A 17,497-nucleotide genomic window follows, 5' to 3' on the forward strand; every position below is an offset into this window, starting at 1 on the left:
CGCGATCTTTCAGATTCGCTCCGTGCGCTTTGGGTTTTTGATTTTACGCATGTCTTTGTCCCGAAACCGGTTCCCACTTTCGGGAGACATGCTTCAGGTGCCCGCGCGAATGACCGTTTCTGGCGCACAGCGGTCGGAGGTCAACGTTCCCAATTGGGTCGGAAATTCGGTCGCTTAGAGATGATTGGTTTCACCCCTATCGTCAGGCGACGTTTTTCCCGGTTGCGCCGGACCTCGCCTGCACGCCCGGCGCGAAGATCTCCTGGTCGACGAAGGTCAGCGCGCGCATGGCGCAGCCTTCGCGGATGAGCGGCAATTCGTTCGGCTCGGTGTCGAAGGAGATCGATTTGGAGTGCTGGCCGCCAGCGGTCTGAGCAATGGCCTCGCGCAGCGCCGGCTCTATCAGGTCGAAAGCCGCGGCGCTGACGCCGACCACGGCGACCGGCGCCGGGTCGATCAGCGCGAACAGGTTGCCGAGGCCGAAGCCCAGCGCCTCGCCCGCCCTGCGATAGGCCTCGCGTTCCGGGCCGTCCTTCTCGCGCGCCTTGGCGGCAAGCGCCCGCATGTCGGCATCGCTGACATCGACCGGCTCGGAGTCCTCGCTCATCCCTTTGGCATTGCGCCAGATGGCGTAGTTGCCGGCATAGGCCTCGACGCAGCCGCGGCGTCCGCAACGGCAGAGCGCGCCGCCCGGGCGGTGAATCATGTGGCCGAACTCGCCTCCGGAAGAATGCGTGCCGGTGAACAGCTCGCCCTTCAGCACAAGACCCATGCCGATGCCGTGCGAGAGCAGGATGGCGATGAAATTGTCGTGGTAGCGGTCGGGGTCGCGCCACTGCAGCGCCACCGCCATCATGTTGCAGTCGTTCTCCATGGTGGCCGGAATGCCGAATTCATGCTCCAGGATGTCGGCGAAAGGAATGTCGGTCAGCGGCGTGATCGGCGACCACAGCATGGCGCGGGCATGGGAATCGGTGATGCCCTGAATGCCCATGGCGATGCGCGCAACGCTGCCGACATCGAGGTCGGGGTCCTCCAGGCGGCGCCTGACGATCGCCATGCATTCGCCGATCAGCTCGTCGCGCGGCATGGTCAGCGTGTCGAGGCGCCGCTGTTCCTCGGCAATGACCTGACCGGCATAGTCGATGACGGCGACGGAGAGGAAATTCAGCGACAGCACCACCGTCACCACGGCGGCCGCTTCGGGATTGAGGGCGAGGCCGACCTGCGGCCGTCCACGCTTCAATGACGCGGTCTCGCTCGGCTTGCCCTCGGTCAGGATGCCTTCCTGGATCAGGTCCGAGGAGATTGCCGAAATCGTCGAGTGGCTGAGCCCGGTCGTCGCGGCGATCTCGGTTCGCGACGGCTGGCCGGCCCGGCGCACCGCCGAGAGCACCATGGCGCGGTTGCGCCGGCGCAGGTCGTCGTGGCGGATTCCGACCGACATTCTTTCCTTCCTCCCCGGTCAGCGCGGCCTCTTGACAATGCATGGGCCGTCGGCGACGCGCCAGACCGGTTCAGTTCCTTGATACAGCCACCGAACCGCCCTGGATTTGTTGTTCAGTCCGGTGGAAGCGGTTCTGCTCTTCTTCCGAAACTGTTCCGGGATAGTGGCAGAAGCGGCGGGGGCTGTCATTATTTATTGCGGGTCTCGAAAAAAAGTTCGCGACACGTCAAAAACCATCAGAATCGCTGTTGACAGCGCTTCGGCGTTGGACCACTATTTTTTCGAGGCTCGAAAAAAAGGAGCCTCAGTGCCGGCCTTCGGGCCAGTCTGGGTCGCGCCGCAAGGGCGCAGGGAGGAAATCATGAAGAGATTCGCAGCCGCCATGCTGGCGGGTGTCGCCATGTCGCTGACGCTGGCGTCGGCCGCAGAGGCGAAGGACAAGGTGATCGGCGTTTCGTGGTCGAATTTCCAGGAAGAACGCTGGAAGACCGACGAAGCGGCGATGAAGGCGGCCATCGAGGCGGCCGGCGACAAATATATCTCCGCCGACGCGCAGTCCAATCCGGGCAAGCAACTCACCGACGTCGAAAGCCTGATCTCGCAGGGTGCCAATTCGCTGATCATCCTGGCGCAGGACGCCTCGGCGATCGGGCCGGCGGTGCAGAAGGCGCTCGACGAGGGCATTCCGGTGGTTGGCTATGACCGCCTGATCGAGAACAAGGACGTGTTCTACCTGACCTTCGACAACAAGGAAGTCGGTCGCATGCAGGCCCGCGAGGTGTTCAAGGCCAAGCCCGAAGGCAACTATGTCTTCATCAAGGGCTCGGGCTCCGATCCGAACGCCGATTTCCTGTTCTCGGGCTCGATGGAAGTGCTGAAAGAAGCCATCGACAGCGGCAAGGTCAAGAATGTCGGCGAGGCCTATACGGACGGCTGGCTGCCTGCCAACGCCCAGAAGAACATGGAGCAGTTCCTGACCGCCAACGACAACAAGGTCGACGCCGTCGTGGCCGCCAATGACGGCACCGCCGGCGGCGTCGTCGCGGCGCTGACGGCTCAGGGGTTGGCCGGCACCGTTCCGGTCTCCGGCCAGGACGGCGACCATGCCGCGCTCAACCGCATCGCGCTCGGCACGCAGACCGTGTCGGTGTGGAAAGACGCGCGCGAGCTTGGCAAGAACGCCGCCGAGATCGCCTCGCAGCTCGCCGACGGCAAGAAGATGACCGACATCGCCGGTGCCAAGGACTTCACCACACCTGGCGGCAACACCGTCAAGTCGCTGTTCCTGACGCCGGTCGCGATCACCAAGGACAATCTCAACGTCGTCATCGACGCCGGCTGGATCAAGAAGGACGAAGTCTGCGCCGGCGTTGCTGCCGGCAGCGTCGCGGTCTGCAACTGATCCGACTGCAAGCTATCAAACGAAACGCCGCGGCCCAAAACCGCGGCGTTTCTCCAAAGGCCCCGGCTTCGACGAAGCCGGGAGCCACCGGAGCAGTTCACCGCCTGGCAAAATCGCCGAACTGCCCCGACCGTTTGTTTCCACGCAATTCCGCGCGGAAGTCCGTTACGTGCTTCCTGGAATTGCCCTAGCATCGTGGCCCGGCATCCGCGCCAGACGGCAGGCCGGTGGGAGGAGATCATGACCGATACGACCTCTGAAACGCCGGCCAACCCGGCCGCGGATCGCGCGCGGGCATCTGAACTCAGCGCCATCGGGCGCTTTCTCAAGGCGACCGAGCTCGACACGCGCATGCTCGGCATGGTCGGCGCGCTGCTGATCATCTGGATCGGCCTGCACGTCATTTCGAGCCTGCGGCTCGGCGTCAATCCGCTCGATTTCGACAGCCGCACGTTTCTCACGCCGCGCAATCTCTGGAACCTGTCGGTGCAGACCTCGGCCGTGGCCATCATGGCCTCCGGCATGGTGCTGGTCATCGTCATGCGCAATATCGACCTCTCCGTCGGCTCGGCCGAGGGATTGATCGGCATGGTCATGGGCTTTGCCCAGGTGCATTTCCTGGTGCGGATGGTCGGGCTCGAGCTCGGCAATCCGTGGATCTGGGTGCTGGCGCTGTTGATCGGCCTGGCGCTCGGCCTGCTGATCGGCGCCTTCCAGGGCTTCGTCATCGCCTATCTCGAAGTGCCGGCCTTCATCGTGACGCTGGGTGGGCTATTGGTATGGCGCGGCGCCGCCTGGTGGGTCACCAGCGGCCAGACGGTCGCGCCGCTCGACGCCACTTTCCAGCTGATGGGCGGCGGACCGGCGGGCTCGATCGGCGCCAAATGGAGCTGGGCCGTCGGCGTCGTCGCCTGCCTGGCAGTGGTGTTTGCGCTGTTTCATGGCCGCGTGCAGCGCAAGCGCTTCCGCTTCCCGCTACGCCCGATCTGGGCCGAGACGCTGCTCGGCGCGGTCACCTGCGCGGTCATCATGGGCGCGGTGTGGCTGGCCAATTCCTATCCATGGCCGGTCGGCATCGTGAACCGATACGCCGCCGCCAACAACATTACCGTTCCCGAGGGTGGGCTGTTCATCGCTCACGGCATCGCCATTCCGGTGCTGATGGCGGTGGCGGTCGGCCTGATCATGACCTTCATCACCAAGCGCACCCGCTTCGGCCGCTATGTCTTCGCCATCGGCGGCAATCCGGAGGCGGCGAACCTTGCCGGCATCAACACGCGCTGGATCACCATGAAGGTGTTCATGATCATGGGCGTGCTGGCGACGATCGCGGCGGCCATTTCGTCGGCGCGGCAGAATTCATCGACCAATGCGCTCGGCACGCTGGACGAGCTCCTAGTCATCGCCGCGGCGGTGATCGGCGGCACTTCGCTTGCCGGCGGTTCGGGAACCGTGCTCGGCGCCATGCTGGGCGCGCTTCTGATGCAGTCGCTGCAGTCCGGCATGGTGCTGCTCGGCGTCGACTCACCACTGCAGAGCATCGTCGTCGGCGCCGTGCTGGTCATCGCCGTCTGGCTCGACACCATCTACCGTAAACGGGTCTGAGCATGATCCCGCAAAGTGGAAACCGGTTTGCGGAAAAACTCATGCTCGAAGTCAGGCATTAGGGAGGAGGAGAAAATGGCAGAGAACGCTTCCACCGGTGACCCGCTGGTCGACATGCGCAACATCTCGATCGCCTTCGGCGGCATCCGCGCCGTCGACGACGCGTCCATCGATCTCTTTCCAGGCGAAGTGGTGGCGCTGCTTGGCCATAACGGTGCGGGCAAGTCGACGCTGATCAAGATCCTGTCCGGCGCCTACAAGCGCGATGCGGGGACGATCTTCGTCAACGGCGAGGAAGCATCGATCTCCAACCCGCGCGATGCCAAGAAATACGGCATCGAGACGATCTACCAGACGCTGGCGCTTGCCGACAATGTCGATGCCGCCGCCAATCTTTTCCTCGGCCGCGAGTTGATGACCGCCTGGGGCACGCTAGACGACGTCGCCATGGAGGCCGAGGCGCGCAAGGTGATGGGCCGGCTCAATCCGCGTTTCCAGCGCTTCAAGGAGCCGGTGATCAAGCTGTCGGGCGGACAAAGACAGTCGGTGGCGATCGCCCGCGCGATCCTGTTCAACGCCCGCATCCTGATCATGGACGAACCGACCGCGGCGCTCGGTCCCCAGGAGACGGCCCAGGTCGGCGAACTGGTGCGGCAGCTCAAGGCCGACGGCATCGGCATTTTCCTGATCAGCCACGATATCCATGACGTGTTCGAGCTCGCCGACAGGGTCTGTGTGATGAAGAACGGCCAGGTCGTCGGCACGGCGCGCACCGGCGACGTGACCCAGGACGAGGTGCTCGGCATGATCATCCTCGGCAAGTGTCCGCCGGGCGCTATTCCGGGTCCAGGAGCGTTGAAAATCGCGGCTTGACGCCGAAAATTAGCCGGCAAATAGACCGTTGGTCGATGCGCCGACGGCCGCGATGGCTTGGCCTCGCCATTGTATTAGTCCGGCGACTTGCCCATAAAGATGGTCAAGCATCCATGGGCCGCACCCTGCATTGAAAAAGCTTTTTCCGATCGTTGCTTTCATCGCCGTCGCGCTGATCAGCCTGACGATGGCGGGGTTCGCCTATTTCGCGACCCAGGAGGCGGCGCGCATCAAGTTCGAAGGGACGGCCGACGATGCTCTCAACCGCATCGAGAGCCGCATCGACCTGCATCTGTCGCTGCTGCGCTCGACACGGGCACTGTTCGATGCCCGCAACGGCGACATCAAGCGCGGCGAGTTCAACGCCTTCTTCACCGCGCTCGACATCAGCGATAATTTCGCCGGCCTGCGCGGCGTCGGCTTCCTGAGGCTGGCCAAGACCGGCGACGGGGCCGCCGTCGAACGCGACATCCTGCGCGATCACGGTTCGGCCCATCCGATCTATCCAGCCACCACGCAGCAGCAATGGCGCGCACCCATCGTGCTTTTCGAGCCGCTCGATACATCCAATCAGTCGATCCTCGGCTCCGACATGTTCAGCGAGCCGGTAAGGCGGGCGGCGATCGAGAAGGCGATGGCGGACGACCAGCAGCATGCCAGCGGCCTTGTCCAACTCGGCCAGGGCGCCGACGTGACGCAGACCTTCCCCGGATTCCTGGTGTTCGTGCGGCTGAACGTGGAAACGGCGCCGGACGTCATCAATGCCAGCCGCTCCTCGACCGCGGGCTTTCTTTACGCCGCCTTCCGCGCGCGCGACCTGTTCCAGGTGGCGCTCAGCAAGACACCGCTGCTGCCGGTCAACGTCGAGATCTATGACGGCAAGCCGAACGCCGACAATCTTCTGTTCCGCTCAGAGGCTCCGCCGGCCGAATCGCTTGGCGAGAAGCTTGTCGCGCGCCGGGATATCGTCGTGGCCGGCCGCCCCTGGACTATTCTGTTTCGGCCGACGAGCGCTTTTTCGCTGCCTTCCTCGCGCGCCATTCCGGTGATGCTCGGGCTGTTCGGCCTGCTGCTTGCCGGGGCGATCGCCTTGGTGGCCCGCTATCAGGAGCGCGCCTATGAGGCAAAGTCGCTGCTGCATGAGGCGACGGAGAAGAGCCTGCTGGAAAAGGACCTCATCCTGCAGGAGATGAAGCACCGCATCAAGAATTCGATCACAAGGGTTCTGGCGATCGCGCGGCAGACTGCTTCCCAGGCCACCGACGTGAAGGAATTTTCGGCATCGTTTTCGGCGAGGCTGCAGGCGATGGCGGCTTCACAGGACATGCTGACACGCTCGCGCTGGCAGAAGGCGGACCTTGGCGATCTTCTGCGCATCGAACTCGGGCAGGTGTTCGGCAAGGAGCTTCCCGAAGGCATCTTGTCGGGACCGGAAGTGCTGCTCGACGAGACGACGACGCAGGCGCTTGGCCTGACCTTTCACGAGCTTGCCACCAACGCGCTGAAGTATGGCGAGGCCGGCAGTTCGGCCAATTCGCTGAAGGGACAATGGGCGCTGAAAGTCGATTGGGCGGTCGAACGACGTAACCGAGAGCAGACCCTGGTGCTCAACTGGCGCGAGGCGGGGCATAAAAAGCTGGAGGCGCCGGCAAAGACCGGCTTCGGCACCAAGCTGATCGATCTCAATGTCACGCGCGAATTGCGCGGCACGATCAAGCGCGATTTCCAGGCCGACGGCCTGAAGGTGGAAATAAGGATTCCGCTGACCGCGTGAACAGCCAATGCCTGCCGGATCTCCGGTCAGGCGCAAAGAAAGGGAGGCCGCAAGGATCGGCCTCCCTTCGAGTCTTCGAAAAATCGCGAAATCAGTTGCAGCGGGCGGTGTAGATCCGGCCGCGATGATCGCGATATTGGCAATAACCGTTGCGCAGGTTGCGGACCAGCAGGCCGGATCCGGCGCCGACAGCCGCGCCGATCAGCGCGCCCTTGCCGCCGCCGACCAAGCCGCCCACGCCGGCGCCGATCAAGCCGCCGCCAACCACATCCTGCTCGGTTGTGGTGCAGCCGCTGACAGCGACCACGGCAACCATGGCAATGATCATCTTCCGCATAAAATTGCTCCTCACTTTTGTCCTCACTTTCGGCAGTGCCGTCCGCCATTTAGCATGAAAAAACCGGATTTGCCTGCCCGATCTTACTGTTAGTGAAGATAGTCTTTTTCGGGGCGCGCGCCGCTAGACGCGACAAGCGTGCCGGAGACCTCCAGCGACGCCACAAGCGTGCCGTCGGGACGCACGCTCCAGAGGAGCTGATCGTAATCGTCCTCGAGCGCCGGATCGACGGCTAGGCACTCGCCCATTATACGCGGCATCCGACCTCGCAGGTCGCCCAGCGCGAAGGGCCGTTCGGCGGTGCAAGCCTCAAAAGTCTCGAAGACGCTGACCGGCACCGGCAGTTCGCGGCATTCGGTCATGGTGTCCGAGCAGCCGATGACGAGGAGCAATGCGGCGATGTGTTCTACGGGTGAATCCCCCCTGCCGCAAAGAACGATTCTCGCCGCTCAAAAGTTCCTGCACCGATGTGGCCGCGATGCGCGAACCCTTGGCACTCTTGATCGGAATATCCGGCGGATCAGCTCAACTGCCACGCCGCCGCCAGCACCAAGGCGGCAAGGAGCGCGACGGCGCCGAGGCGAAGCGTAAGATGCGAGGAGCGGGGCGAGGGCGGTGCCTCGGCGTCCTGAAAGCCGCTCATCGAGACGCGGGCGGCCTGCTCCAATCTGTTCATATCGGCGACCATCATTTCAATCCTCCCAAATCGCGTGCCAGATCATCTGACTGGGCGCGGCCGGGCTTCCGACACACTTGGGCGGTTCAGCGCTTGACGTCGCCGACCCGCTCCAAGTGCTTGTTTTTACGCAGGCTCCGGATGGAAAGCCGCTGTGCGCCTTTCCTCGAGTTGCTTTTAGCCGGGAACAGAATCGGACTTTATGGTGAACAGCGGGTTAAGGGCCGCTGCCGGCGGACGGTCGCAGCCGCAATGGCGGCGGTCAGTCCGTCTCGAAGTTGCCGCGCGGGATCGTGAGGCGATATTCGAGATTGCCCTTATCGATCTCGAGCGTGGCGGAGCCGTTGAGCGAGGTCGGAACCACGCGTTCGAGAGCGACGCTGCCGAAGCGCTTTTCGTTGCGCCGGCCGGCGCCGATCCGCTCCGTCCATACCAGCAAAAGGCCAGGCGAAGTCTCGCTGCCGGCCGCTATCCTGGCGCTTAGCTTGACCTGACCGTCAGGCTGCGACAGGGCGCCATAACTTACCGAGTTCACGGCGAGTTCATGCATGGCCAGCCCGATATGCAGTGCGGCGTTTGGGTTGAGGTAGGGGTTTTCGCCGTCGAAACGCAGGCTGCGCTTGGGATCGGCGCTGTAGCGGCCGACCTGACCGAATACGAGTTCCTGAAGCGCCGCTCCCCGCCAGTTGGAGGACGTCACCAGATCCTGAGACGAGGCGAGCGACTGAAGGCGGCCGCGAAAGCGCGTCAGGAAGTCGGCAAGCGTCTCCGAGTAGCGCCCGGTCTGGGTGGCGATGCTCTGGATGATGGCCAGAAGGTTCTTCGAGCGATGGCTGACTTCCCGCAGCAGCGTCTTCAGCGTCTGTTCGCGGCGTTTCTGCTCCGTCGTCTCGACCATGGTGGTGACAACACCCTGGACTTCGCCGGAGTCGCTGCGATCGGCATCGATCCAGATATGGAACCAGCGCACGCCGTCACTGTCGGGGATGCCGAGCTCGAGGCGGTCCGCGTTGCCGGTTTCAACCACTTTGCGTTTGGCCGCGCCTATCCGCTCGGCCTGCGCGGGGGAGAGCAAATTCTTGCCGTCGGCCGTCTCGGATGCCCACGGAGCTCGCATGTTGCGGGCCCAGACGGTCCTCATTTCGCGATCCTGATAGAGGACCGAAATTCCAGCATTGTGAAGCGCGTGGAGCAGGGCGCGTCCAACCTGCATCCCGCTTTCCGCCGGATGCATCGCTATCACCTCGTCATTGCGCTTGTCGGCGTTCTTGTCTGAAGCCTTGGACCGCATGCGATACTTCCCGCACCCAGGCTGAAAGGTTCTTGCGACTGGCTACCAGGCTGGACGCGCGAGCCTCAGATAGCGGTCCGCCGGACGACGTCCTTTTGGGGACACCGCCCGGCGGTGGCTGGAAACCGTTTGAGGGGTGCGGCTTCCAGTGTTCGAAAACTCCCCGCGTCAGGTTCTCCTGACGAGGCCGGCGATCAGCGAAATCACCAGGAAGGCAAGGAAGATGAAGAACAATATCTGCGCGATGCCTGCCGATGTGCCGGCAATGCCGCCGAACCCAAGCGCGCCGGCGATGATCGCAACCACAAGAAAAACGAGCGCCCAGTACAGCATGATACGTCTCCTTCTATCGACCTGAAAACGTGGCCGAATGGCGTTTGTTCCACCAATCGCGGAAAAAGACGATCCCCCCGGAAGCGCTTTTTCGCCCAAAGCTTCGCCAGCGATCGGACAAGCTTCCGCGCGCGGTTCATGCAAGGCACAGGCCTTACGCAAAGCCTTGATCGTCAGGGCCTGCAGGCGGTCAGGCCGCGGCCTTTGCCTGCCGGTCAAAGAACAGCGCCTGGCTGATCAGGGCCTTGACCATATCGGGATTGAACGGCTTGGTTACCAGGAACGCCGGTTCCGGACGCTCGCCAGTGAGCAGGCGTTCAGGGAAGGCGGTGATGAAGATCACCGGCACCGGCGTCGCAGACAGGATCTCGTTCACAGCCTCGATGCCCGAGCTGCCGTCGGCGAGCTGGATGTCGGCCAGAACCATTTTCGGACGCGTCCTGCCAAATATGGCCACCGCCTCGGCATGCGTGCGCGCGGTGCCGACAACGCGGTGCCCGAGGCTTTCGACCATCTCCTCGATGTCCATGGCTATCAGCGGCTCGTCCTCGATGATCAGCACATCGGTCGCGACCTGGCGGGAAATCTCGCTGCTTGCCTGGGCAAGCAATTCGGAGAACTCCTGCTCGTCGGCATCGAGGATTTCCGCCGCCTCGTCCTCGCTGAAACCCTCCACGGCAACCAGCAGGAACGCCTGCCTCGGCCGCGGCGCGATCGCGTTCAGATTGGCGGCGGCCCGCTGCTCCCAGGCGGTCTGCGCATGCTCCTGCGGCACGCGAATGGCAATCGAGGTGAAGAGCCTGGCAAAAACCTTGTAGAGCGCGATGCGGTCGCTCGATGCCTTTGGGAAAACCTCGGTGTCGGCGATGATGGCTTCCAGCAACGCGGCGACCAGCGCATCACCGCTTTCCTGCGATCCCGAGACGGCGCGCGAGAAACGGCGCAGGAACGGGAGGTGAGGAGCGATGGTTGCGGATAGGCTCATATTCGACGTCTCCCTCAGATGTCGTTGGTGCAGGCCAGACTCGTCGCAAGCCCCGACAAACCAACGTGGGCTTTCTGAAAAAGTTCCGCTGGAGGTGGAACTAAATTAGGAAGCGGGCGTTTGGCCTTTTCGGGATGGGCAACCAGACAAACGTGCCGCTTGCGTTATGGTCTACGATTCTAGAGCGGTTCGAGTGCTGGAATTAGGGCGAATATGAAAGAAATGTCAAAGAATTCAAGAGCTGGCGCCGCGAGCAGGCACCGGAACGGGGGTGGCAATCCACTCGGGCCGAACTCCGAAATTGCCCGCAAACTCAAACAATATTATGACGAGCTGGTTTCCGATCAGGTGCCGGATCGATTCGCTCAGTTGCTCAGTCAACTGGAAAAGGCCGAACCCGCCGAGGAAAAGGATTGAGGCATGGCGGCGGTCTCCCAGAGCTTCAAGACCGAGCTGCTCGGTGCGATACCGAGCCTGCGCGCCTTTGCGGTGTCGCTGACGCAGAATGCCGACAAGGCCGATGACCTCGTCCAGGAAACCCTGGTCAAGGCGTGGGACAAGCATGAGAGCTTCCAGCCCGGCACCAACCTCAAGGCCTGGCTTTTCACCATCCTGCGCAACGAGTTCTATTCGCAGATGCGCAAGCGTGGCCGCGAGGTGCAGGACAGCGACGGCATCATGACCGCCAGGCTTGCCGTTCACCCGGCGCAGCACGGCCAACTCGACCTCAAGGACTTTCGCGGCGCGCTGGAACAGCTGCCGGAGGATCAGCGCGAAGCCATCATCCTGATCGGCGCGTCCGGCTTCTCCTACGAAGAGGCGGCCGAGATCTGCGGCTGCGCGGTCGGCACGATCAAGAGCCGGGTCAGCAGGGCTCGCGCGAGACTGCAGGAAATTCTGAAGATCTCCGGCGAGGACGAATATGGTCCCGATGCGATTTCGGCGCAGGTGACCGGCTCGAACGCAGCCTGACAGTGACGCGCGGCAGCATGCTCAACCGCTCCATTTTTAAGCCATTCCGGACGGAAAACCGTTACACACTTTTCCTGAAATTGCTCTGCCGGCGATGTCGTCAAGCCGCCTTCGTGCGTCCGCAAGCGAGCGCCACGGCCTCGATCAGATCGTCCCCCGAATAGGGTTTGGCGACCAGCCGGATTTCCGGAAAGGAGCTCTCGATCTCGTCCGCGTCCGAATGACCGGAGGCGAAAACGAACGGAACGCCCCCGCCACGCAGTCGCGCGGCGAAGCCGAGCGTCGAAACACCTCCAAGCATCAGGTCGACGATGGCCGCGTCAAACCACGACAACCCATCCCGCTGGTCGATTTCGGCCAGATCGCGGACAATTACAACGTCGGCCGCGCCATGGTCACGGCATAACTGTTCGACATCCATTGCGATAAGAAACTCATCCTCCAGGACCAGAATACGCAATCCGTCTAGCAATGAAGGCACGTAGCGGCGACTCCTACAATCGCCAGCAGTCATGCGCGGTATTTGCCGGTATGTCATTTAAAAAAGACATGACCGGGAGTGCATCTTCGTGATCGGCGGAACCTCGATCCGCCTGGAACGTTTTCAACTGCCCAATCAGGGCAGGGGTTTCGGAGAGGGGTCGAAATGCCCAGCAGAGCACACGTTCCGTTCCCAGCCGCCAATATCCTTGCGAGTCCGCTGCGGCCGCTGCCGGCCTTTCGCCCGTTCGAAAGCCAGGAACGGTTGTCCGACGTGCGGCGGCAAATCCTCGACTATTCCATGCCGGGCGATCTCATCGGTCTGCAGGGGAGGGCATTTTGACTGCTGTCAATGCGCCCGCCGCCCGGTCTTGGTAAGGAGCGGTCCAAGTTCGGAACTCTTGATGCATATCGAGCGTTGAAAGTTAGAAAACACAAGGAGTTAAGCAATGGCGCCCGCCGCAGGCAAAACCGCAACAGACGCTCCCTCCAACTCCGATCTCGAAGCCGATATTCGGCAGTTGCGCGCCGATATCGAGGAACTCACCAGGCAATTGGCCAAGACCGGGGAGCATGGCTATGGCGCGGCGCGCCATGCCGCCTCCGAGGGGGTCGAACACCTGCGTGCCCAGGGTGAAGCGGCATTCGAAAGCGTGCGCGGCAGCGCCCAGGATATCGAAGCGCAGCTCATCGCCACCGTTCGCGAAAAGCCGGTGACGTCGCTGGCGATTGCCGCAGGCGTCGGCTTTCTGTTCGCACTACTCTCCCGCCGCTAGCCGCAGATGGGGACGCTGATTTCGCTGATCTCGGCCATTGCCTCGGGTGAGGCGACGGCCGCCTTGCAGAGAGCGCGTGTGGCGGCAATCCTCTATGGGATTGCCGCTATTCTTGCCCTGTGCGGCATCGGCTTCCTTGTCGGCGCCGCCTATATCTGGCTGGCCGCGCGCTACGGACCATTGGCGACCAGCCTCGGCTTCGGCATCGGCTTCCTGCTGATTGCCGGGCTCATTCTGGTGATCCACAAGATGACGACCGGCATGCGAGCCAAGCGTCGCGCGCGCCGGCGCAAGGCCGACATGACGGCGGTTGGGCTCACCGCGGCGCTTGCGCTGCTCCCGGCGCTTGCCAAGAGCAAGGGTGGCCTGGGCACCATTGTCGCGCCCGCGATCGCGCTCGTCGCCTACGCCATCTACCGCGAGAATGTGAAGGCCAAGCCTCAAGACCCGGATCCCGGCGAAGCGCCGTAGGCCGGAGCATTGCGGGAAAAGCGCGGGTCCAGCAACTTGACCGCGTTGCTGCCCGCCAATCCCCACGCCTGACAGGCGGCGGCCGACCGTTGCCGAACCGCGTCATCGGACAGGGAACCTTCGCGGAAAGGGCCCGTTACCCGATCATGCCGTACCCGAAGAGCCCGCCGCCATGCGATATGGAGGCCAACAATGACCAAGATCGTTCCTGAAGACAAAGCCCGCCAGGGGCATGGGGTTGGCACGCGCTCAGGATCCTCGTCGCCGGGCTGTTGCTGGCCTTGATCGCCTGGGGTGCGGTCGAGATCTATGGCGAGGTGATCAAGAGCCCGATGACCGATCAGAGCGCGCCTCAGGCGCCGGCGGCCGGACAGAAACCCATGCAGGGCGGCTGACCGCCCCATCACGCCGCCTTGGCCCGCGCATTGCTTGCCGGAACCAATACGTTCAACGCGCCGGGAAGAATCTCGACCACCGTCTCGCGCTCCAGCCTGACCAACTCGCCATCCACGACCGCGCTGAACTTCTTCGTGGGTGAATGGATCTTGAGGATGGCTCTGTCGGCCTGGTGGATTTCGATATGTTCGCTGTCGCGCCATCGGCCGCGCAGCATGTCGAGCAGCAGTTTCGCCAGATGGTAACGTCTGCGCGCGACGCTGACATAGATGCCAAGCACGCCACCCGCCGGATTGTCCGCATAAGGCAGATGGCCCTCGCCGAACAGATTGTTGCTGATGCCGATGCCGGTCGTGCGGGTGACGATCTCAGCGTTGCCGATGCTCAAGGTCACTTTGAGCGTGCGTGGGTTCTTGATCGTTGCCCATCCCGCGCGAACGGAGGCCCGCATCTTTCCCAGCCGCGAGCCGAAATCCATGGTCTCCCGAAGCTGCACCATCCTGACATGCATGCCGATCGAAAACTGATGCACGAAGGGCCGGCCATTGACGCTGGCCATGTCGACGGCCGTCACCTCGCCCGTGGCAAAGGATTGCAGCGCCGCATCCAGCGTCTGCGGGATGCCAAGGCCACGCGCGAAGAGATTCATCGTGCCGGCCGGCAATATGGCCAGAGCTTTCTTCTTGTTCATGAGAAGGGATGCCGCCCGCGACACGGTGCCGTCGCCGCCTCCGGCGATCACGACGTCGACGTTCCGCTTCGCTACGGCCTTTTCCAAGGCCGCGCCGATTTCGCGGCCGGCAACGATATCGACCTGAACCGAATGGCCTGCCGCTTCCAGCGTCCGTCGCAGGCGATCGGCAAAGGCTGGAACATCGGCCGTGCGCAGCGTGCCGCTGTCCTGGTTCAGCACCGCAGCAAACCGCATGCCCCGCTCCGTTCTTGGGCCGGAAATGAGCCCAGCCGCAGGCTGAACGGAAAGGATCGCCAAAGGTTCCGCGTACCGGGAAGCGCGGGCCGCGCTGTTGGAACAACGCTCCGCTCACGACGTTGTGAAGTTGTGGAATACTGCCGCGTCTGACTTGCCTGGCAGAGCCGGTGGCGGATGCGGCGCATACCAAATCAGGCACGAGGAGAGACGATCATGATCCGCACTCTTTTTGCGACGACCGCGCTTGCAACGCTGGTTGCAACCGGTGCCTTCGCCCAGACAGCAACGCCGGCACAGCCGCCTGCCGCCGAAAACCCGGCTCCCGTGATCCGCTCGGATGGCGCCTTGATGACCAACATTATCGGCGAATCCGTCTATAACGGCACCGGTGACGACGCCCAAGACATCGGCAAGGTCGATGATGTCGTCTTCGACGCAAGCGGCAAAGTGAAGTCCGCGATCATCGGTGTCGGCGGCTTCCTTGGCGTCGGCACCAAGGACGTGGCGTTCGACTACAGCAAGATGGAATGGGCCGAGAAGAACGGCGACCGCTGGCTGGTGGCCAAGACAACCAAGGACGAGCTCAATGCCCAGCCGGCATTCGACCGCAAGCCCTACGATCCGGCCCCGGCACCGTCGGCCGACGCCACGCAGCCTTCAACCACGGACACGGGTGGAGCCCAGAAGCCGGTGGACCTCAACGCCAAGCCGGCTGAGCCGGTGAAGAAGGCGGAAGGCAATCTCGCCACCAACATCATGGGCGAGTCCGTCTATAACGGCACCGCGGACGACGCCCAGAAGATCGGCGACGTGAAAGACATCGTGCTCGCCAAGGACGGCAAGGCCGAGTCGCTCGTGATCGGCGTCGGCGGCTTCCTCGGCATCGGCACGAAGAACGTCACCTTCGATTTCGCCAAGGCAAAGTGGGCGGAGAAGAACGGGGATCGCTGGCTGGTTGCCGAGACGACGAAGGAGGAGCTCCAGGCGCAGCCGGACTTCAACCGCAAGGCTTACGATCCGGCACCGGCGCCGGCCACCGCGGCGTCGAACAATGCTCCGGCGACGACCACGCCCGCCGTGGCATCGTCCGACACAACGGCCGGCAAGGAAGCCAAGCCTGCGCAGACAACCGCTGAAAACAAGGCGCCCGCACCTGCGGCGAGCACCGCGGAGAACAAGCCGGCGGACTCCGGCACGTCCGCAACCGACACCACGCAGACAGCCTCGATCGACAAATCGACGCTGACTGAGATGCCGATGGGCAACATCCGGGGTGACGACCTGAAGGGCGCGACCGTCTATGGCGCCAACGACGCCAAGATCGGTACGATCGGCGATGTCGTGCTGACGCCGGACAACAAGCCGGATGCGGTGATCGTCGACGTCGGCGGCTTCCTCGGCATCGGCGCCAAGGAAGTGGCGGTCGGCATGGACAAGCTCAAATTCATGACCGACAAGGACGGCAAGAAATATCTCTACACCAACTTCACCAAGGAAGAGCTGCAGGCGCAGGCGGCCTATGACAAGAGCAGTTATGCCGCCAACCGTGATAAGCAGCGGATGATATTGAAGTAGGCAGTAGGCAGTAGGCAGTAGGGGTACGCTTCTCAACAGCTTCCCCTATTGCCTATTGCCTACTGCCCAACTCACGTGGCCGACCACGCCATCTTCCGTCAACTCCGCCAGCGCCAGCGACTGGTCGAGATGCCTGGCGCGCCAGGCGAGCAATTTCTCGGCGAATTCCAGGCGCGCCGGCAGGTAGGCGGGATCGTCCGCGACGTTGCTCAGCTCGCCTGGATCCTTCGTGAGATCGAACAGTAGTGGCGGCAGGCCGCCGCCGAAATGGACATATTTGAAGCCGCTCGTGCGCAGGACGGCCAGATTGCAATCGCGCGAGCCGATGCCGAAATGCCGCTCGGCTTCGCCGCCGAAGACCGAGCGGAAATCGAACTCCCAATGCGCGGCGTCGCGCCAGTCCGCCGGCTGCTTGCCGTCGAGCCAGGGCGCCAGCGACCTGCCGTCGAGCTGCGGCTCCGGTCCGGCGCCGATCAGTTCGAGCAAGGTCGGAAAGATGTCGACGGCCTCGGTGAACCGGTCGACGACCGAACCGGCCACTGCTCTCTTGTGCGGGTCGCGGATGATCAGCGGAATGTGGTAGCTGGCGTCGAAATAGCCGCCTTTGCCGAGCATGAAATGATCACCCATCATCTCGGCATGGTCGGAGGTGAGCACGATAACGGTGTCGCCCCACCTGCCGGCCGCCTTCAGCGCATCCCAGACGCGGCCGAGCTGCGCATCGACCTCCGAGACCATGCCGTAGTAGATCGCGCGGATGCGGCGGAAGTTTTCGTCACCCCAATCCGCCACCTTGCCCTGGGCGCCGGGAATGAATTTTGTCCGCATCTGGCAATCGAGATCGTAGGCGAGATAGGGATGGCTTTCCGCTTCGGCCTGCCAATCCGCCGCCCGCCGGAAAGCGGGCCCGTCGGCCGGATCGTACATGGCGTTATACGGTTCCGGGACGATGAAGGGCGGGTGCGGGCTGATGAAGGAGATATGCGCGAACCATGGCGCGCCTTGCTGCTGCTCGCCAAGCCAGCGGACGAACTCGCCGGCCAGGAACGCGGTCGGCGTCTGGTCTTTCGAATAGACGGGCGGCGCGCTGGTCACATCGCCACTGGCCTCGCCTTGCTCGCCCGCCGGGCGATGGATGTCAGGGCTGCCGACGCTGGCGTCGATGCCTTGCGC

The 17,497-nt window shown here is 63.2% G+C and carries 21 protein-coding genes; 11 read left to right on the forward strand and 10 right to left on the reverse strand.

The window, feature by feature from the left end:
* Positions 1–202: 202 nt before the first annotated feature.
* Positions 203–1,447, reverse strand: a complete 1,245-nt coding sequence (locus EOA38_RS03070; RefSeq protein ID WP_126091561.1) for an ROK family transcriptional regulator — start codon at positions 1,445–1,447, stop codon at positions 203–205.
* A gap of 361 nt (positions 1,448–1,808) precedes the next feature.
* Here EOA38_RS03070 and xylF point away from each other — a divergent pair, with 361 nt between their 5' ends.
* From xylF to EOA38_RS03090, 4 genes are all read left to right on the forward strand, one after another.
* Entirely contained in the window at positions 1,809–2,849 is a 1,041-nt protein-coding gene (xylF, locus tag EOA38_RS03075) for a D-xylose ABC transporter substrate-binding protein (RefSeq protein ID WP_127298407.1), read from the forward strand.
* A gap of 240 nt (positions 2,850–3,089) precedes the next feature.
* The gene (locus EOA38_RS03080) at positions 3,090–4,454 is read left to right on the forward strand and encodes a sugar ABC transporter permease (RefSeq protein WP_127298408.1); all 1,365 of its coding nucleotides are present in this window, start codon (positions 3,090–3,092) and stop codon (positions 4,452–4,454) included.
* A 75-nt stretch (positions 4,455–4,529) separates the two neighbouring features.
* A complete protein-coding gene (locus tag EOA38_RS03085) occupies positions 4,530–5,327 on the forward strand; it encodes an ATP-binding cassette domain-containing protein (RefSeq protein ID WP_126091564.1) in 798 nt (265 codons plus the stop codon).
* Positions 5,328–5,457: 130 nt separating this feature from the next.
* Positions 5,458–7,101, forward strand: a complete 1,644-nt coding sequence (locus EOA38_RS03090; RefSeq protein WP_127298409.1) for a CHASE domain-containing protein — start codon at positions 5,458–5,460, stop codon at positions 7,099–7,101.
* A 91-nt stretch (positions 7,102–7,192) separates the two neighbouring features.
* Here the strand turns inward: EOA38_RS03090 and EOA38_RS03095 are convergent, their stop codons facing one another.
* The 6 genes from EOA38_RS03095 to EOA38_RS03115 all read right to left on the reverse strand — a co-directional run bounded on the left by EOA38_RS03095 (position 7,193) and on the right by EOA38_RS03115 (position 10,723).
* Positions 7,193–7,438, reverse strand: a complete 246-nt coding sequence (locus tag EOA38_RS03095; protein WP_027166589.1) for a YMGG-like glycine zipper-containing protein — start codon at positions 7,436–7,438, stop codon at positions 7,193–7,195.
* 89 nt (positions 7,439–7,527) lie between these two features.
* Positions 7,528–7,800, reverse strand: a complete 273-nt coding sequence (locus EOA38_RS03100) for a hypothetical protein (RefSeq protein ID WP_127298410.1) — start codon at positions 7,798–7,800, stop codon at positions 7,528–7,530.
* A 158-nt stretch (positions 7,801–7,958) separates the two neighbouring features.
* Positions 7,959–8,129 (reverse strand): hypothetical protein, encoded by a 171-nt coding sequence (locus EOA38_RS38940; protein WP_189350494.1) that lies wholly within the window; start codon positions 8,127–8,129, stop codon positions 7,959–7,961.
* Positions 8,130–8,376: 247 nt separating this feature from the next.
* Positions 8,377–9,405, reverse strand: a complete 1,029-nt coding sequence (locus EOA38_RS03105) for a sensor histidine kinase (RefSeq protein WP_127298411.1) — start codon at positions 9,403–9,405, stop codon at positions 8,377–8,379.
* A 168-nt stretch (positions 9,406–9,573) separates the two neighbouring features.
* On the reverse strand, positions 9,574–9,738 hold the full coding sequence (locus tag EOA38_RS03110; RefSeq protein WP_126091568.1) for a DUF1328 domain-containing protein: 165 nt from the start codon (positions 9,736–9,738) through the stop codon (positions 9,574–9,576).
* A gap of 190 nt (positions 9,739–9,928) precedes the next feature.
* Positions 9,929–10,723 carry a response regulator gene (locus EOA38_RS03115; RefSeq protein WP_127298412.1) on the reverse strand — a complete coding sequence of 265 codons (795 nt, stop codon included), beginning with the start codon at positions 10,721–10,723 and terminating at the stop codon, positions 9,929–9,931.
* Between the two features lie 213 nt (positions 10,724–10,936).
* Here EOA38_RS03115 and EOA38_RS03120 point away from each other — a divergent pair, with 213 nt between their 5' ends.
* Positions 10,937–11,140 (forward strand): NepR family anti-sigma factor, encoded by a 204-nt coding sequence (locus EOA38_RS03120; RefSeq protein ID WP_126091570.1) that lies wholly within the window; start codon positions 10,937–10,939, stop codon positions 11,138–11,140.
* Positions 11,141–11,143: 3 nt separating this feature from the next.
* Positions 11,144–11,695: an RNA polymerase sigma factor gene (locus EOA38_RS03125; protein ID WP_095804581.1), complete on the forward strand. Its 552-nt coding sequence runs from the start codon at positions 11,144–11,146 to the stop codon at positions 11,693–11,695.
* Between the two features lie 100 nt (positions 11,696–11,795).
* Here EOA38_RS03125 and EOA38_RS03130 read toward each other — a convergent pair whose 3' ends face one another.
* Positions 11,796–12,209 (reverse strand): response regulator, encoded by a 414-nt coding sequence (locus tag EOA38_RS03130; RefSeq protein WP_127298413.1) that lies wholly within the window; start codon positions 12,207–12,209, stop codon positions 11,796–11,798.
* Positions 12,210–12,341: 132 nt separating this feature from the next.
* Here EOA38_RS03130 and EOA38_RS38945 point away from each other — a divergent pair, with 132 nt between their 5' ends.
* The 4 genes from EOA38_RS38945 to EOA38_RS41090 all read left to right on the forward strand — a co-directional run bounded on the left by EOA38_RS38945 (position 12,342) and on the right by EOA38_RS41090 (position 13,817).
* Positions 12,342–12,518: a hypothetical protein gene (locus EOA38_RS38945; RefSeq protein WP_189434418.1), complete on the forward strand. Its 177-nt coding sequence runs from the start codon at positions 12,342–12,344 to the stop codon at positions 12,516–12,518.
* 106 nt (positions 12,519–12,624) lie between these two features.
* Positions 12,625–12,951, forward strand: coding sequence for a DUF883 family protein (locus EOA38_RS03135; RefSeq protein ID WP_126091572.1), 327 nt, complete (start codon positions 12,625–12,627; stop codon positions 12,949–12,951).
* A gap of 6 nt (positions 12,952–12,957) precedes the next feature.
* Positions 12,958–13,422 carry a phage holin family protein gene (locus EOA38_RS03140; RefSeq protein WP_127298414.1) on the forward strand — a complete coding sequence of 155 codons (465 nt, stop codon included), beginning with the start codon at positions 12,958–12,960 and terminating at the stop codon, positions 13,420–13,422.
* Positions 13,423–13,694: 272 nt separating this feature from the next.
* Positions 13,695–13,817, forward strand: coding sequence for a hypothetical protein (locus tag EOA38_RS41090; protein WP_348627506.1), 123 nt, complete (start codon positions 13,695–13,697; stop codon positions 13,815–13,817).
* A gap of 8 nt (positions 13,818–13,825) precedes the next feature.
* On the opposite strand, the gene EOA38_RS03150 is transcribed toward EOA38_RS41090, so the two are convergent.
* Complete coding sequence (locus EOA38_RS03150) at positions 13,826–14,746, reverse strand: diacylglycerol kinase family protein (RefSeq protein WP_126091575.1); 921 nt, start codon at positions 14,744–14,746, stop codon at positions 13,826–13,828.
* A gap of 216 nt (positions 14,747–14,962) precedes the next feature.
* Here EOA38_RS03150 and EOA38_RS03155 point away from each other — a divergent pair, with 216 nt between their 5' ends.
* Complete coding sequence (locus tag EOA38_RS03155; protein ID WP_126091576.1) at positions 14,963–16,324, forward strand: PRC-barrel domain-containing protein; 1,362 nt, start codon at positions 14,963–14,965, stop codon at positions 16,322–16,324.
* Positions 16,325–16,369: 45 nt separating this feature from the next.
* On the opposite strand, the gene EOA38_RS03160 is transcribed toward EOA38_RS03155, so the two are convergent.
* Positions 16,370–17,497: sulfatase-like hydrolase/transferase (locus tag EOA38_RS03160; protein WP_127298415.1), on the reverse strand; the 1,128-nt coding region annotated here is incomplete at its 5' end.

Origin of the sequence: Mesorhizobium sp. M1E.F.Ca.ET.041.01.1.1, assembly GCF_003997355.1 — a bacterium.
Classification (GTDB): domain Bacteria; phylum Pseudomonadota; class Alphaproteobacteria; order Rhizobiales; family Rhizobiaceae; genus Mesorhizobium.

Coding starts and splice junctions, on each gene's coding strand:
- EOA38_RS03070 (WP_126091561.1), bottom strand. CDS start 1,447: ATGTCGGTCGGAATCCGCCACGACGACCTGCGCCGGCGCAACCGCGCC.
- xylF (WP_127298407.1), top strand. CDS start 1,809: ATGAAGAGATTCGCAGCCGCCATGCTGGCGGGTGTCGCCATGTCGCTG.
- EOA38_RS03080 (WP_127298408.1), top strand. CDS start 3,090: ATGACCGATACGACCTCTGAAACGCCGGCCAACCCGGCCGCGGATCGC.
- EOA38_RS03085 (WP_126091564.1), top strand. CDS start 4,530: ATGGCAGAGAACGCTTCCACCGGTGACCCGCTGGTCGACATGCGCAAC.
- EOA38_RS03095 (WP_027166589.1), bottom strand. CDS start 7,438: ATGCGGAAGATGATCATTGCCATGGTTGCCGTGGTCGCTGTCAGCGGC.
- EOA38_RS03100 (WP_127298410.1), bottom strand. CDS start 7,800: ATGACCGAATGCCGCGAACTGCCGGTGCCGGTCAGCGTCTTCGAGACT.
- EOA38_RS38940 (WP_189350494.1), bottom strand. CDS start 8,129: ATGATGGTCGCCGATATGAACAGATTGGAGCAGGCCGCCCGCGTCTCG.
- EOA38_RS03105 (WP_127298411.1), bottom strand. CDS start 9,405: ATGCGGTCCAAGGCTTCAGACAAGAACGCCGACAAGCGCAATGACGAG.
- EOA38_RS03110 (WP_126091568.1), bottom strand. CDS start 9,738: ATGCTGTACTGGGCGCTCGTTTTTCTTGTGGTTGCGATCATCGCCGGC.
- EOA38_RS03115 (WP_127298412.1), bottom strand. CDS start 10,723: ATGAGCCTATCCGCAACCATCGCTCCTCACCTCCCGTTCCTGCGCCGT.
- EOA38_RS03120 (WP_126091570.1), top strand. CDS start 10,937: ATGAAAGAAATGTCAAAGAATTCAAGAGCTGGCGCCGCGAGCAGGCAC.
- EOA38_RS03125 (WP_095804581.1), top strand. CDS start 11,144: ATGGCGGCGGTCTCCCAGAGCTTCAAGACCGAGCTGCTCGGTGCGATA.
- EOA38_RS03130 (WP_127298413.1), bottom strand. CDS start 12,209: ATGACTGCTGGCGATTGTAGGAGTCGCCGCTACGTGCCTTCATTGCTA.
- EOA38_RS38945 (WP_189434418.1), top strand. CDS start 12,342: ATGCCCAGCAGAGCACACGTTCCGTTCCCAGCCGCCAATATCCTTGCG.
- EOA38_RS03135 (WP_126091572.1), top strand. CDS start 12,625: ATGGCGCCCGCCGCAGGCAAAACCGCAACAGACGCTCCCTCCAACTCC.
- EOA38_RS03140 (WP_127298414.1), top strand. CDS start 12,958: ATGGGGACGCTGATTTCGCTGATCTCGGCCATTGCCTCGGGTGAGGCG.
- EOA38_RS03150 (WP_126091575.1), bottom strand. CDS start 14,746: ATGCGGTTTGCTGCGGTGCTGAACCAGGACAGCGGCACGCTGCGCACG.
- EOA38_RS03155 (WP_126091576.1), top strand. CDS start 14,963: ATGATCCGCACTCTTTTTGCGACGACCGCGCTTGCAACGCTGGTTGCA.